Genomic DNA, 14,372 nt, shown 5'->3' on the forward strand with positions numbered 1-14,372 from the left:
AACGTGAAGTAACTATACTGATCACTTTACCAAAGGCCAAATCCCCTGGGCAGAACCCATAATCGTGAGATTCATACGGCTTGCCCAACGCACGCCCACCACGCTCAGGTTCGTTCACCAGTTCGAACCGACCCGGTGCCGTGTCCGGGCCGGGCGATACAATTGCGCTCCATCCAGTCACACGACGTCAGGAGGCGCCCTTGGGAGAATTACTTCGAGCCGCAATCTACTGTGTTGAGATCCCCTCGCTCCTACCAAAGGAGCGGAACATCCTCGGCACCCTCGCTTTCCTCGCCGACGATTCCGACGAGCCGACGCTCGAACTCGACGGAACGATCCGCCCCGGCCGCACCGGACTCATTACCCGGCTCGGGCCTCCGGGGGCGAAGGGCGGGTTCGCAAGAACAAACATCGTCGCCACGCACATCCCACTGTTCAAAGAGACCGGCTGGATCCGCGAGGTGGAGGAGCCGGCGCTGGATGGCGCATACCAACTCAACCTGGCACGCCTGGGCAGGATGCTCGACCTCACGGAGGCGGCCATGGTGGATCCGGGCGGGCCGGGCCCCGAGAACGACGAAGCGGACCAGGAGAAGCCCGGCGATTTTCTTCGCCCGGCACCGGAGGATCTGCGTGAACAGATCGACCGGCTCCTGGTCCGCAACCCACTAGGGTAAGCGCCTACTGCGCGCTCTGGTACGCCTCCACAGCGCGGTCCAGCTCGTCGAGGGCTCGGCCGTACTCCTCGAAGGAGCCGTCGCGGGCGCCCTCAAGGTTGCGCAGGGCGTCGTTAATGCCCTGCATCGCCTCGTCCTTGTTGCCCGGGGCAGGCGCCTCGCTGTCGCCTTCCTTCGGCTGCTCGGCGGAGGCCTCGGCGTCCTGGTTGTCGGACGCGCCTTCGTCGACAAGCTCGATGTCCTGCGCCGCCTGGGAATCAATGCCCACCTGCTTCAGGGCCTGCGACACCGTCGGCGCGTAGCCAACCTGGCCGCGGTAGAACACGAGCACACGCAGCAGCTTCGGGAACGCGGACTCCTGGTCCTTGCGCTGAGAGTAGATCGGCTCGACGTAGAGGATCTCGCCGCCGCCCACCGGCAGGGTGAGCAGGTTACCGTTCTTCAGGTCGTTCGAACCCTCCCACAGCGTGCGGTCACGCGCGACCTGGTCGGAGGACATCAGCGCGTCCTGCGCCTGCTTCGGGCCCTGGGTCTGCGTATTCGTGGGCAGGACGCGGACCGTGATCTTGCCGTACGTCTCCGGGTTCGAGGACACCGACATGTGCGCCGACAGGAACTCGCGGTTCAGGCCGCGGTACGGGGTGATCAGCTGGAAGGAGGACTCATTGGTCTCCGGGTCAGCGGCCACCACGTAGTACGGCGGCTGGTTCAGCTCCTGACGGCCCTCCGGCGCGGTCGGGTCGTTGGGCACGGACCAGAAGGCGTCGTTGTTGAAGAACACGCCCGGGTCGTCCACGTGGTAGCGGGCCAGCAGTTCGCGCTGCACCTTGAACAGGTCCTCCGGGTAGCGGAGGTGCTCGCGTAGATCATCGCTGATCTCGCTGTGCGGACGCACCGTATCCGGGAACACGCCCATCCAGGCCTTGAGCACGGGATCTTCTTCGTCGAATTGGTAGAGGTCAACAGAGCCGTCGTACGCGTCCACCGTCGCCTTCACTGAGTTACGGATGTAGCCCAGGTTGTTGTTCACCAGGCGTTGCGTGGTCCCGTCCGGGTTCAACGCGTCCTGCGTGGTGTCCTGCAACGACGTGTTCGTGGAGTACGGCAGCTGCGACAGCGTGGTGTAGCCGTCCACGATCCACTTCACTCGCCCGTCAATCACTGCGGGGTAGGTCTTGGAGTCCGTGGTCAGCCACGGCGCGACCTTCTCCACGCGCTCGCGCGGGTCGCGGTCGTAGAGCAGCTTGGAGTTGCCGCCCACGCGGTCCGACAGAATCATGTTCAGCTCCTGGTACTTCACCGCGTACGCGGCGCGGTTGAACCAGTTGCCAATGTTCACGCCGCCCTCACCCTCGTAGGTGTAGGTGGAGTTGTCCGTGTCATACTCCACCGGGCCCTGCCCGTTGTCGCCCACGATGGCGTAGTCCAGCCCATCCTCCGCGCTGGAGATCACGGGGCCGTAATAAATGCGGGGCTCGTCCACGCGGATGCCCAGCTCCTCGGCGTCCTTCTTCTCCGCCGCCTTCGCGTTGGACTGCAGGTCCGAGACCGTAAAAATGGGCAGACCACCGCGGGTCGAGCCGGCGTCCTGTGCTGCCTCGTCCACGGTGTTCGCCTGCGCGGCCACGAACCCGTTGCCGTGCGTGTACACCGTGTGGCGGTTGATCCAGTCGCGCTGGTTCTCGCGCAGGGCGTTCGGATCCATCTCGCGCGCGGCGACGACAAAGTCGCGCATCTCGCCGTCGACCTGGTAGCGGTCCATGGCCAGCTGGTCCGGGAAGCCGTAGAAGTTGCGCAGCTGCTGGTTCTGGGTGAACGTGGGCGAAAGCACGTCCGGGTCCAGCAGGCGGATGTTGCTGATGGTGGACCAATCGTCCGCCACCTCGTTGTTGGAGACGTTGTCCGAGCCCCAGTTGTCCTCGTACGTCACCGTGTCATCCGTCAGCCCGTAGGCGAAACGGGTGGACTCGATGTTGCGGCCGATGTACTCGCGCTCCTTGGCCTGGCGGTTCGGCTTGACCGAGAACTGCTCAAGCAGGGCCGGCCAGACGTTGCCGATCACCAGCGAGGACACCAGCATGAGCACCGTGGCCAGCACCGGGATGCGGAAATCCTTGTACACCACCGACGCGAAGAACGCCGCGGCGACGATGACCGCGATAACGGTGAGGATCATCTTGGCGGGCAGCATCGCGTTAATAGAGGTATAGGACGCGCCCGTGAAAATGTCGTTCTGCCCGTAGAGCAGGAAGTAGCGCTCCAGCCAGTAGCTCACGGCCTTGAGCAGCATCCACAGACCGGCAGTAAACGCCAGCTGCACGCGCGCCGCCTTGGAGACGAAGCCGCGCTGCCCCGACGCACGGTTGCCAATGCGGATCCCGCCCAGCAGGTAGTGCGCAACGAGGGCGATGAGAAACGCGACGATAAGCAGCATGCTCAGCGTGCCCACGATGGCGGAAAGCCCCGGCAGCGCGAACGCGTAAAAGCCGAGGTCCTTGCCGTACTGCGGGTCGGACACTCCGAAATCGGAGCCGTTAAACCACAGCAGGAACGTGCGCCACATGCGCTGCCCCGCCAGACCCGACAGGACGGCGACGACCAGCGGCACGACGAAGAGCAGCGAACGAATGCCCTGCTGAATCGTCTCGCGGTACTGCACGGACGGCGAGAACGGATCCGCCGTGGGCGCATTCGCCGGTCTCCCCCGCCAGGCCAGCAGGGCCGCCGCGTACGCGACACCGCCGCCAATCAGCGCAAAAATGACGAACAAAACAATGCGGGCAACAATCACCCGGTTAAACACACCGCGGAAGTCGAGTTCCCCGAACCACAGGAAGTCGGTGTACAGACCGACCAGCATGGGCACGAGGGTAAAAATTGCGCCGACGACGATGACCGCCGTCAGCAGCGTACGGTTCGACTTTTTCGCGTTGGGTTGAGGCTGGTTGACGCGGGTAGCCAATCCTGCTCCTTCGAAATAGTCTTTACGTGCGTATTAAGCTTCTAGCTTAAAGTTTCAACGATTCGACAGCCAGAAAGGTTCCCGTGCAGCGTCACTTCAGCTCACAGCAGGCCCTGAACAAAGCCATGACGGAAGCTGTGGAGTTCGTCCACGCGGAGGGCTGGGACGCACCGCCCTCACTCTTTGCGCTGGTCCCCTCGCAGTTGCTTATCGACGAGCTGTCTCAACTCACCGACGACGCCGACCCCTCCCCCCTCACCCTGGTTGTGCAGGAGCTTCCGGAGCACATCCGTCCGGGTAGCGATGAGCTGGCCGACTACGTCGCGCGCGTCGCCTGGCCTGAGCAGGTCGAGGGCGTCGTCCTCGCCCAGGAGATCATCTTCCGCGACACCTCCGCCGGGCCGGACTCCCAACCGCGCCCCGCGCGCCTCTTCTCCGGAGTGCTGCGCGACGACGACATCGAGCAGACCCTCCTGCAGATGCGGCTTACCGAAGAAGAACTGGAGGAACGCGGCATGTTTGCCCAGGACGAGATCGAGCTGCGCGGCGGGCCCAACGTCGCCCCGAACGTCATCGCCGCGCTGCGCTACAGCCTCGCGCAGGACCCCGATGAGCTGACCTAGGTCGAGCGCTCACGTACTATCGTTACCCATACGCACAGGAAATAAGGAGCCTACCCGTGACGCACCGCCGCACACTCGTCCCCGCTCTCCTCGCCGCCTCGCTCGCACTGACCGCGTGCGGGAACGGGGACGACGAGACGAGCACTACAGCAGCTCCGGCACCGGAAGAGACCGAGACGTCCCAGAGCGAGGCGCCATCCAGCAGCGCGACGAGTTCCACGGCGGAGAGCACTGAGAGCGCTGGGAGTTCAGCGTCGAGCACGTCGAAGGAATCGGGCACGCGGGCGTCGACAAGCACTTCTGCGAAAGACAAGACGGTGCAGGAAGTGACCGAATCCTTCGCGGGGCTGGCGCCGGAGTCGCTGTTCGCGCAGCTGGATACGTGCTCGGCAACTGGGGTGAGCGGCTCCTACGACTGCTCCGGCGCAGAGATCGGACAGTTCCAATTCTTCGATTCCGAGGCGAAGGCGGCGTCGACGACGCAGCTGCTCACGGAGCTGCGGTCCTCGCGGATCGTGGAAGATGACGGCGAGCGCATCGTCGGTTGGTCCACGCTGGGCACCTCCGCGATCATCACGGTGGTGGACAATCAGCGCGGCCAAGTGATGCAGCAGCTGGTGTCGTCTGAGCAGGAGGATCCGCGCGAGCGCATCGAGAAGCTGGGCCTGGCTGACGTGGAGGCCGAGGGCGAGACCGCCACGGGCTCCCCCGCGTCCACGACGCGCACGTCGGCAGCTGCGACTACGACACAGCGATAGCGTCAAGCGGCGGGGTTTTCGCCGCGTGCTGCGAGGGCCACAGCGCCGCGATCACGCCCACACACGCCGAACCAACGAGCATCACGCCCACAAGTGCCCAGGGCACCTGGGGACTGTCAAACCCCTCGTCTGCCAACGTGGCGATAAACGCCACACCCAAACCAAGGCCCAGCACCACCCCGGCGAACGCGCCGAAGACAGCGATCTGCACCGATTCCAGCGTGATCATCGTGCGCACCTGTCGACGTTGCGTACCCACCGCACGCAGCATGCCGATCTCTTTGCGCCGCTCAATCACACCAAGCGTCAGCGTGTTGATGATGCCCAGCACCGCGATGATCACGGCCAGCGCGAGCAGCCCGTAAAGCACGGCGAGCATCTGGTCGATCGTGCCAGCCAGCTGCGCGGCATACTCGTCGCCCGTCATCACCTGGAGCACCACCGCGTCACGCACCGCGGCCTCGAGGTCCGCACGCATCGCGTCACGGTCCGCGCCGTCCTCAGCCACGATGCCGACCATGCGCACAAGCTGCGCCTCGGGTGGTGCGACCTGGTTGGCAACCTCGGCGTCGAGCAGGATCCGCGTCGCAACCTCAGTCGGCTCGTAAATCCCCCGCAGCGTCGCCTGCGCTGTCATCCCGGGGACCGGACCTGCGACCTCGTATTCCCGGCCTACCTTCCAGCCTTGCTCGGTGGCCAACTCCTCGTCTGCAAGGAACCCTCCGGCAATGTCGTGGTCTCCGTCTTTCAACTCGAGGGCGAACACCTGGGTGGGATCGGCATCGACCGTCATGGTCAGCTGGGCTTGTTCCTCCAACGAAGACTGCCCGCCGACGGTGGCCGGGACCGCGCCGACAGTCACACGCGCATCGATGCCGTCAACACCCTCGGTCATGGCGACAGTGTCGTTCGGCGCCGGGAAGTTACCGTTGACGGGGCCTGTGAGCACGTAGTCAGCGCTGATGTGGTCGGCGATATCGTCCTGCAGTGAGGCCTTCATCGTCGCCCCCAGCATGCCGATGACCGTTACCAACGCAACGCCCAGGATCAGCGCGAACGCGGTCGCGGCAGTGCGTCGCGGGTTACGGTGCGTATTTGTCCCCGCGAGGGAACCAATCGCGCCGAAGGGCGCACCAACGACCTTGCCAAGACCAGGGACGACCACCGAAGACAGTGCCGGGCCCGCCAAGTACACACCAACAATCAGACACGCTGCACCAATACCGACGGCGGTGACGCGGGGGGTCGTCGAGGCGTCGATAATCGCCCCGGCGCTTGCCGCCACAATGCCAACGACGGCGAGCACCACCCCTGCGATCGTCCTGCGACGCAACGAAGCGGGCGCATCTGCGTCGGTACCACGCATCGCTTCGACTGGCTGCACCGAGCCCGCACGCCGAGCCGGGGCATAGGCGGAGAGCGTCGTGACCAGCACGCCAAGCACCAGCGGAACAATGATGGCCGCGGGGCTAAGCCCAAGGCCAGGCTCAAACGGCATGCCCTGGGTGCCCATGACTGCTTTGATCAGCGCGACCAGCCCAATACCGGTAGCAACACCAACCAGCGAGCCGAAGATACCCACTATGGCGGATTCCACCACCACCGAGCCGACGACCTGCGGCTGCGAGGCCCCCAGCGCACGCAGCAGCGCAAACTCCTTGGTGCGCTGGGCGACGATCATAGAGAACGTGTTGGCGATGATGAACGTACCGACCAGCAACGCAATCAGGCCGAAGGCAATGAGCAGGTAGCGGATCGCTGTCAGCGCGAACGCCATCTCCTCGCGAGCCGCGTCCGCAAGCGCCTCGCCCGTCTCTGCTTCCACGTCGTAAGTGCTGCTGAGGTGCTGCGCAAGGTCCTCTGCCGTGGTGCCTTCGGCAGCGGAGAGCTTCAGCTGCACAGGGTCGCCGTACACGTCGAGGAAGGCCGGCGCGGACATGCTGATCGTGATGTCGTCGCCAAGCTGCGACGCGGGTGCGGACACCCCCACGACGGTGACCGTGTCGCGATGCTCCGGGTGCACCAGCATAAGCCGATCACCGAGCCCAATACCGTAGTCCTCAACAGCAGATTCGCTTACCAGGACTTCGCCCGTGCCGCGTGGTGCGTGACCTTGTACAAGCGCGTTCTCCTCGCCCACAGTCTGCTCCGGTGGGTAGTACGCGATCACCTCCGAGGTATCGCCCTGTGTTTGATAGGCCACAGCGTCCTCGTTTGCAATCACCACGGGTTGCGGGCTCAGCACGTTGACCTCGCGCACCAGCGAGTCCTGCGCAAGCCGGTCGCGCATGCTCGCGTCGAGTGGAGGGCCATCCCCGTCCTGGTCCCCTACGCCGTCCCCTACGCCGACGTCCACGCCGCGGTAGACGTTGTTGATCGCCGCGTCGAAAGTGTTCGACAGGGAGGTGCTGAACATGAACGAACCGGAGACAAACGCCGTTCCCAAAATGACCGCGAGCACGGTGAGCCCGAGCCGAAGCCTGTGTTGCGCGATGGTGCGCAGCGAAACGGTGCGCATTGCGTTGCGTGCCATGTCAGCCCTCTATTTCCGCCATGACGGTGTGAATATCCTCCATCGTCGGGTCGCGAAGCTCCCGCGCGATCCGGCCATCGGCGAGGAAGAGCACTCGGTCAGCGTAGGACGCAGCCTTCGCATCGTGCGTGACAATGACCACGGTCTGCTCGTCTTTGTCCACCGCCGTCCGCAAAATGTCGAGCACCTCAGCCGTGGCGTTCGAATCCAGGTTGCCGGTCGGCTCGTCACCGAAAATGATCTCTGGGCGCGATACCAGCGCTCGCGCGCACGCGACACGCTGCTGCTGCCCACCGGAGAGTTCCGCCGGGCGGTGGTTGAGGCGCTGCGCCAGACCTAACCGGATGGTGATCTCCTCGAGCCATCGTTCATCCACGTCACGCCCCGCAATATCAAGGGGAAGCGTGATGTTTTCCCGCGCGGTGAGCGTGGGCACCAGGTTGAAGGACTGGAAGATAAAACCCAGGCGATCGCGACGCAGCTGCGTCATCTCCCGGTCACGCAGGTTGGTCAGGCAGGTCTGGCCGATGTAGGCTTCACCAGAGGTGACCGTGTCCAGCCCCGCCATTGCGTGCATGAGCGTGGACTTGCCGGACCCGGATGGCCCCATGATGGCGGTGAACTCGTTGCGGTGGAACTCGACCGTGACGTGGTCAAGCGCAACAACAGCGGTATCTGCGTCGCCGTATTGCTTAAAAAGGTTCTCGGCCCGGGCGGCGGCGGTCATGGCGTGTTCTCCTTGCAAGCAGCGTGGCTTCACCATCTATTTTATTGCGCTTTGCAGGAGAAAAGCAGGCAAAAGGGCGGGGTGAGCGCTGTGCAGTCGCTCACCCCGCCCTGGTACGAGCGCGGCCGAAGGTCTAGAGCTCGGTGCCGTCTTCGCTGCCGTCGTCCTTCCCGTCGCCGTCCTCGCGCTTGAGCTTCGGGTTGTTGCGCAGCTCCTCCTCGAGCTTGCTGAACTCGGCGTCGAAGTCCGCGTCGGTGGTGTCGTCCAGAAGCCCGTCGATAAACGCGGCGGGGTTGTCCAAGTGCTCCGCGTCCGGCAGGAAGTCCGGGTGGTTCCACACCTGATCGCGGCGCTGCACGCCCACGGCATTATCCACGCGGCGCCACAGCTCCGCAGCTTCGCGCACCTTCGGGGCACCCAGCTCAATGCCGACGATGTTGGCGAACGCCTGCTCTGCCGAACCACCGGTGGCGCGGCGGCGCGCCCAGGCCTCAGCGAGCTGCGCCGAGGACGGGATTCGCTCCGCCAGCGACGCGTCGACGACCACGTCGACCCAGCCCTCCACCAGCGCGAGCAGCGTCTCCAACCGCGAGGTTGCCCCGGCGTTGCGGGAGCCGACCCGCGGGGAGAGGTCCATGTTCTGCAGGTTCTGCAGCGCCTCCTGGATCTGCTGCGGGTCGCCCGATTCCAGATTGAGGCTCCGGGTGGCCTCGTCGATGTTGGAGGTGTCGATCTCCAGGCCTGCGGCGTACTCCTCCACCGAGGCCACGATCCGCTCGACCAGCCACGGCACGTGCTGGAACAGGCGCTGGCGCGCGGCCTCGCGTGCAGCGATGTAGACCAGCACCTCCTGCCCGGGCACCGAGAGGTCCTTGGAAATCCGGGTCACGTTCTTGGGCAGCACCGACGCCACGCCGCGGGGTGCGACCGGCAGGCCGAAGTCCGTGCCGGTGAGCGCCTGCTGTGCCAGATCCCCCAGCGCGTGGCCCAGCTTCATGCCAAAGTTCATGGAATTCATGGAGTTCATCACCCCGGCCAGCGGGCCCATCATCTCGCGGGCCTCTGCCGGCATGTTGTCCAGCTGCGCGCGGTTCATGTGCTCCGCGACCGGGTTGACCAGGCGCTTCCACATCGGCATGGTCTCTACCAGCCAGTCGTCCGCGTTCCACGCGCGCGCCTGGGAGTCCGCGGCGGGCAGCGTGGTGGACTCGCTCAGCCAGTGGTTGACCAGCCCGAGTGACTCCTCCACCGCCTTCTTATCACCGGCGGAGACCGCCGCCTTGTCACCAACGCGCTGGCGGGCCATACGCAGCGCCATGTCAAAGTTCACGGCCGAGTCACCCGACTGGCTCGCCTGGTTAAACGAATTGCCCATGCCGGACAGCATCTGGCCGAACTGGTTCAGCATGTCGCCGAGCCCGCCGCCCTGCTGTCCGCCACCAAACCCGAAGGCGGCGAAGGGGTTCGACGCGTCGCCACCGTTGTTGTCGCCGCGCTTGTTCTTATCTTCGTCGTCATCATTGTTGGGAAAGGAAAATCCAAATCCGTTATTCATACCTGCCACGATACATAGCGCCGACTCTTACGCGCGAGCACTTTTTGCGCAGACCGGGACGCTGAGAGCGAACACGATGAGCGAAAACGGCTGCGCTAAGATGCGCTGCGTGGAAGAACAGGAAGTCGGGGCGCAGCCCCAGCCGGACGCATCCGAGCAGGAGACCAAGCTCAACAGGCGTTGGTCAACCGTGGTGTGGGGAGCGATCCCCGTGGCAGCACTCGCCGCCATGATGTCCATCACCCACGTCCCCGGCACCAACATTTCCCTGGCCGTGCCGTACGCGGCGGAGGGCCCCGGCCCGATGTTCAACACCCTCGGTGAGGTCGAGGGAGAGCCGGTGATTGACATCGAGGGCACTGAGACGGACCCCGTCTCGGGCAACCTCAACATGACCACCGTGTCCGTGCGCACCAACATGTCGCTCGCGCAGGCGGTCGGCCGGTGGATCGGCACAGACGACGCGATCGTGCCGGTGGAGCAGATCATCCCGCCTGACGTGGACGAGGAGCAGATGCGCCAATACAACCAGGCCGAGTTCGCCGCTTCGGAGGGCAACGCGACTGTGGCCGCCATGCGCTACCTGGGCAAACCGACCCGCGTGCTGATCCACGACCTGGTGGATGACTCCCCCGCGTCCGGTGTGCTAGAAGCAGAGGACGTGATCACCCACATCGACGGTGCCCCCGTCACCGAGCCCAGCGAGGTGCAGGAAAAGGTTCACGCCCACTCCCCCGGCGACGAGATCACCGTGAGCATCGAGCGTGACCGCGCCCCGATGGACGTCCGCGTCCGCCTCGGCGAGAGCCCCGAGGACAAGGGCACCCCGATGGTGGGCGTCCTCATGACCTCGGAGCCCGGCGGCGACGTGACGGTCAACTACAACCTCAACGACGTCGGCGGCCCCAGCGCCGGCATGATCTTCTCGCTGGCCGTGATAGACAAACTGAGCCCCGGTGAGCTCAACCACGGCAAGTTCGTCGCCGGCACCGGCACTATCGCGGAGGACGGCGAGGTCGGTCCGATCGGCGGGATCCAGCACAAGCTCGCCGCAGCGCGCGACCAGCACGTCGAGCTGTTCCTCGCCCCGGAGGGCAACTGCGACGCGGTCCGCACCGTCGACCCCGGCGACATGACCGTGGCGAGCGTAGGCTCGCTGCAAGACGCCGTCACCGCCATGGACAACTTCGCCGCGGGCAAGGAAGTCCACGGTTGCGGCGAGTAGCGCTCACCCGAAGCGCTGGTAGGCCTCCAAGTAGCCCTTCGCCCGCTCCGCCCGCGGCGCCCGATCCGCCCACTCCCAGAACTCGGCGGAGTGCCCGGCGATAAACGTGTGCACCAGCTCGTGGACGATCACGGCGTCGAGCACGTAGTCGGGGACGTCTTTGAGGCGGGAGCTGATCCGGATGTCGCCGGTGGTCGTGGTGCACGACCCCCAGCGCGTCTGCTGGTTGTTCACCCAGCGGATGGAGCCGACGCGGGCGCGGCCGTCGAGCACGGTGTCGTTCAGCTGCGTGGCGCGGGCGGTGAGGGTGGCGTCGTTGAGCGCGCTCGCCTGCGTCTTCTTCGCCACGCGCGCGAGCATCTCCTCCACCGTCTGGTCCTCTTGCGCCTGCGAGAACCGCGCGGGGATGCGGATCTCCACGACGCCGCCGACCAGGCGTGCCTGCACCGACCGGGTGCGGCGGGCCGAGCGGATGACGCGGTAGGGCTGCTCGCTCACGCGCGTCACCGGAACTCCGCGAGCGTGTCCAGCACGCCCTGGCCGTACTGCTCAATCTTGGCGGGGCCGACGCCGGAGATGCCGAGGAGCTCGTGCTCGTCGGCGGGCATGGCCTCCGCGATGGAAAGCAGCGTGGCGTCCGTGAACACGATGTAGGCGGGCTTGCCGGCCTCGCGCGCCTGGTCCCTGCGCCAGCGCTTGAGGGCGCCGAAGACGGCTTCGTCGTAGCTGGGCTCGCAGTCCTCGTGGCGTCCCAGCGTCTTCTCCGCGGGGGTGAACAGCAGGTTGTTGCACACGCGGCAGCGGCGGTTGCGCTTCAGCCGCTCGGGGGCCTTCTCCACCTCCAGCTCGGGGGCGATGCCGTCGAGGAAGCGCGAGCGGCTGCGCGACTTGCGCCCGCCCTCCTGCCTGGCGAAGGACCAGGACAGACGCAGGTGCTCGCGGGCGCGCGTCACGCCGACGTAGAACAGGCGGCGCTCCTCTTCAACCTGGTCATCGCCCGCTTTGATCGCGTGCGAGATCGGCAGCGTGTTCTCCACCAGACCGACCAGGAATACCGCGTCCCACTCCAGGCCCTTCGCAGCGTGCAGGCTGGCCAGGGTGACGCCGTCCACCGACGGCGGCTGCTTCGCGTCCGCGCGGCGGCGCAGCGACATCAGCACCTCCGGCAGGGTCTCCGCCTCGTGGCTGCGGACGATTTCCTCGATGAGGTCCACCAGCGCGCCGAGGGTCTGCCAGCGTTCGCGCGCCTTCGCGCCCTCCGGCTCGGTCGGCGTCAGCCCCAGGGGGCCGAGGGCGGCGCGGGCCACCGTCACCGGATCGTCCGGCAGGTCTCCGCGGCGCGATGCAGCAACGAGCGCGCGGATCGCCTCACGGATCTCGCCGCGCTGGAAGAAGCCCTCCCCGCCGCGGACCTGGTACATGATGCCCGCGTCCGCGAGCGCCGCTTCGAACGCCGCCGACTGCGCGTTGATGCGGTAGAGGACGGCGATTTCTCGGGCGGGCACGCCGGCGTCGAGAAGCTCCCTGATCTGGATGGCTACCTCGCGCGCCTCGGTCGGCTCGTCATCGTACGCGGTGAACGTGGGCTGCGGGCCGTGCTCGCGCATGCCCTGCAGCTCGAGTCGGGTGCCCGCCTCGCGCCCCTTCGCCTTGCCAATCACGGTGTTGGCCAAGTCCGTGATCTCCGGGGTCGAGCGGTAGTCGCGCTGCAGCTTCACGACGGTCGCGTGCTCGTACGTCCGCGAAAAGTTCAACAAGTATTCCGGGGTCGCGCCAGTAAACGAGTAAATGGTCTGGTTGGCGTCGCCGACGACGGTGAGGTCGTCGCGCTGGCCCAGCCACCCCTCCAGGACGCGCTGCTGCAGCGGCGTGACGTCCTGATACTCGTCCACCACGAAGGACTGGTACTGGGCGCGGAACTCCTCCGCCACCGCGGGCGCGTTCTCCAGCGCGCCCGCGACGTGCAGCAAGAGGTCATCAAAGTCGAGCAGCATGCCGTCCGGCGACGTCTTCGACTCCTCGTAGGCGCGGTAGACCTGGGCCACCTTCGCCGCGTCCGCGGGCGGGGTGCGCTTCGTCCCCGCGACGCGCTCGGCGTAGTCGTCCGGGCCGATGACGCTGGACTTCGCCCACTCGATCTCGCCGAGGAGGTCGCGCACCATTTCCTTGCCGGAATCCAGCCCGGCGGAGCGCGCCGCGCGGCCAACGAGCGGGAACTTGTTGTCCAGCAGCTTCCACGGCAGGTCACCGGCGATCTGGGGCCAGAAGTACTGCAGCTGACGGCGCGCCGCAGCGTGGAAGGTGCGGGCCTGCACCCCGCCCACCCCCATGGTGCGCAGGCGGTCGCGCATCTCGCCCGCGGCGCGTTGCGTGAACGTCACCGCCAACACCTTCGTGGGCGCCACGATCCCCTGGTCCACCAGGTTGGCAATGCGGTACGTGATGGTGCGCGTCTTTCCCGTGCCGGCACCCGCGAGGATGCACACCGGGCCACGCGGAGCGGTGGCTGCCACGCGCTGGTCCTCATCCAACAAACTCAAGTCCACTGCCATCGGTGCGTCCTTTGTCCTTCCCTCTTAGATCTCGCCTGCGGCCCAGCGCTCGATCAGCTGCCGGGCGATGCTGCCTTCGGGCGCGAGCGTAAGCTCGCCCAGGTCCTCGCGCGTCGCCCAGATGACCTGGCTGAGCTCTCCATCTGTGTCCCCCACCTGGGCGTCGTTGACGGTGCGGGCGCGGAAGCCCAGCATCAGCGAGCCCGACAGCGCCCACGGCTGGGACCCAACATACGTGATGTCGGTGACCCGCCGCCCCGTCTCCTCCATGACCTCGCGCGCGAACGCGTCCTCCGCGCTCTCGCCCACGTCCATGTAGCCGGCGATGCAGGTGAAGAACCCCGGGCGGCGGCGGTTTTCCCCCAGCAGGATGCGGTCGCCGGCGGCGTGCTCGACGACCCCGATCACGCACGGGTCGATCCGCGGGAAGATCGGCGTGCCGGACGCGCCGCGGGCGACGATCCCGGACTCGCCCCAGGTCAGCGGCGAGCCGTCCGTCGGGTCGAAGGCGTAACGCTCCCGCGCAGCCAGCAGGCCGACGGCCCGGGAGACGAGGTAGTTGTCCGCATGGTTGCGCGCGTGGCCGGTGCGCGGGGCGAGGTCGGCGGCGCTGGCGGAGCGCAGTCGCGCGGCGGTGACCTCGGGCGTGATCTGCACCCGGGTGGTCACCTCGATCCCCGCCGGAAGCTCCGGAAACAGGAGTGGTGCGCCCTCGGCGGTGAGGGGGAGGTGCGAGGTGGCGTCGATAAGCAAGAGCACG

General features: G+C 66.3%; 11 protein-coding genes. 4 read left to right on the forward strand and 7 right to left on the reverse strand.

Going from position 1 to position 14,372, the window contains the following annotated elements; all coding sequences use genetic code 11:
* The first annotated feature begins 200 nt into the window (after window positions 1-200).
* Window positions 201-677: a hypothetical protein gene (locus tag FPP74_RS10005; protein WP_095536373.1), complete on the forward strand. Its 477-nt coding sequence runs from the start codon at window positions 201-203 to the stop codon at window positions 675-677.
* Between the two features lie 4 nt (window positions 678-681).
* On the opposite strand, the gene FPP74_RS10010 is transcribed toward FPP74_RS10005, so the two are convergent.
* On the reverse strand, window positions 682-3,585 hold the full coding sequence (locus FPP74_RS10010; RefSeq protein WP_370511806.1) for a UPF0182 family protein: 2,904 nt from the start codon (window positions 3,583-3,585) through the stop codon (window positions 682-684).
* A gap of 179 nt (window positions 3,586-3,764) precedes the next feature.
* Here FPP74_RS10010 and FPP74_RS10015 point away from each other — a divergent pair, with 179 nt between their 5' ends.
* Window positions 3,765-4,262, forward strand: a complete 498-nt coding sequence (locus tag FPP74_RS10015; RefSeq protein WP_144718337.1) for a PPA1309 family protein — start codon at window positions 3,765-3,767, stop codon at window positions 4,260-4,262.
* A 56-nt stretch (window positions 4,263-4,318) separates the two neighbouring features.
* Entirely contained in the window at window positions 4,319-5,020 is a 702-nt protein-coding gene (locus FPP74_RS10020) for a hypothetical protein (protein ID WP_255456125.1), read from the forward strand.
* Here FPP74_RS10020 and FPP74_RS10025 read toward each other — a convergent pair.
* The 3 genes from FPP74_RS10025 to FPP74_RS10035 all read right to left on the reverse strand — a co-directional run bounded on the left by FPP74_RS10025 (window position 5,004) and on the right by FPP74_RS10035 (window position 9,835).
* Window positions 5,004-7,553: an ABC transporter permease gene (locus FPP74_RS10025; RefSeq protein ID WP_144718289.1), complete on the reverse strand. Its 2,550-nt coding sequence runs from the start codon at window positions 7,551-7,553 to the stop codon at window positions 5,004-5,006. The two genes, FPP74_RS10020 and FPP74_RS10025, sit on opposite strands and share 17 nt — an antisense overlap.
* Before the next feature lies 1 nt (window position 7,554).
* Window positions 7,555-8,280, reverse strand: a complete 726-nt coding sequence (locus tag FPP74_RS10030) for an ABC transporter ATP-binding protein (protein ID WP_144718291.1) — start codon at window positions 8,278-8,280, stop codon at window positions 7,555-7,557.
* Window positions 8,281-8,413: 133 nt separating this feature from the next.
* Window positions 8,414-9,835, reverse strand: coding sequence for a zinc-dependent metalloprotease (locus tag FPP74_RS10035; RefSeq protein ID WP_095278783.1), 1,422 nt, complete (start codon window positions 9,833-9,835; stop codon window positions 8,414-8,416).
* Between the two features lie 109 nt (window positions 9,836-9,944).
* Between FPP74_RS10035 and FPP74_RS10040 the strand changes: the two genes are divergently transcribed.
* Window positions 9,945-11,060 carry a PDZ domain-containing protein gene (locus tag FPP74_RS10040; protein WP_370511805.1) on the forward strand — a complete coding sequence of 372 codons (1,116 nt, stop codon included), beginning with the start codon at window positions 9,945-9,947 and terminating at the stop codon, window positions 11,058-11,060.
* Between the two features lie 3 nt (window positions 11,061-11,063).
* Here the strand turns inward: FPP74_RS10040 and FPP74_RS10045 are convergent, their stop codons facing one another.
* From FPP74_RS10045 to FPP74_RS10055, 3 genes are read right to left on the reverse strand one after another with little or no spacing between them, the layout of a single operon-like run.
* The gene (locus FPP74_RS10045) at window positions 11,064-11,558 is read right to left on the reverse strand and encodes a M48 family metallopeptidase (protein WP_144718293.1); all 495 of its coding nucleotides are present in this window, start codon (window positions 11,556-11,558) and stop codon (window positions 11,064-11,066) included.
* Between the two features lie 5 nt (window positions 11,559-11,563).
* A complete protein-coding gene (locus FPP74_RS10050; protein ID WP_144718296.1) occupies window positions 11,564-13,612 on the reverse strand; it encodes an ATP-dependent DNA helicase UvrD2 in 2,049 nt (682 codons plus the stop codon).
* Window positions 13,613-13,636: 24 nt separating this feature from the next.
* On the reverse strand, window positions 13,637-14,371 hold the full coding sequence (locus FPP74_RS10055) for an NAD(+) diphosphatase (protein ID WP_255456126.1): 735 nt from the start codon (window positions 14,369-14,371) through the stop codon (window positions 13,637-13,639).
* Window position 14,372: the final 1 nt, after the last annotated feature.

It is taken from the genome of Corynebacterium sp. NML180780 (assembly GCF_007786415.1).
Lineage (GTDB): Bacteria > Actinomycetota > Actinomycetes > Mycobacteriales > Mycobacteriaceae > Corynebacterium > Corynebacterium gottingense.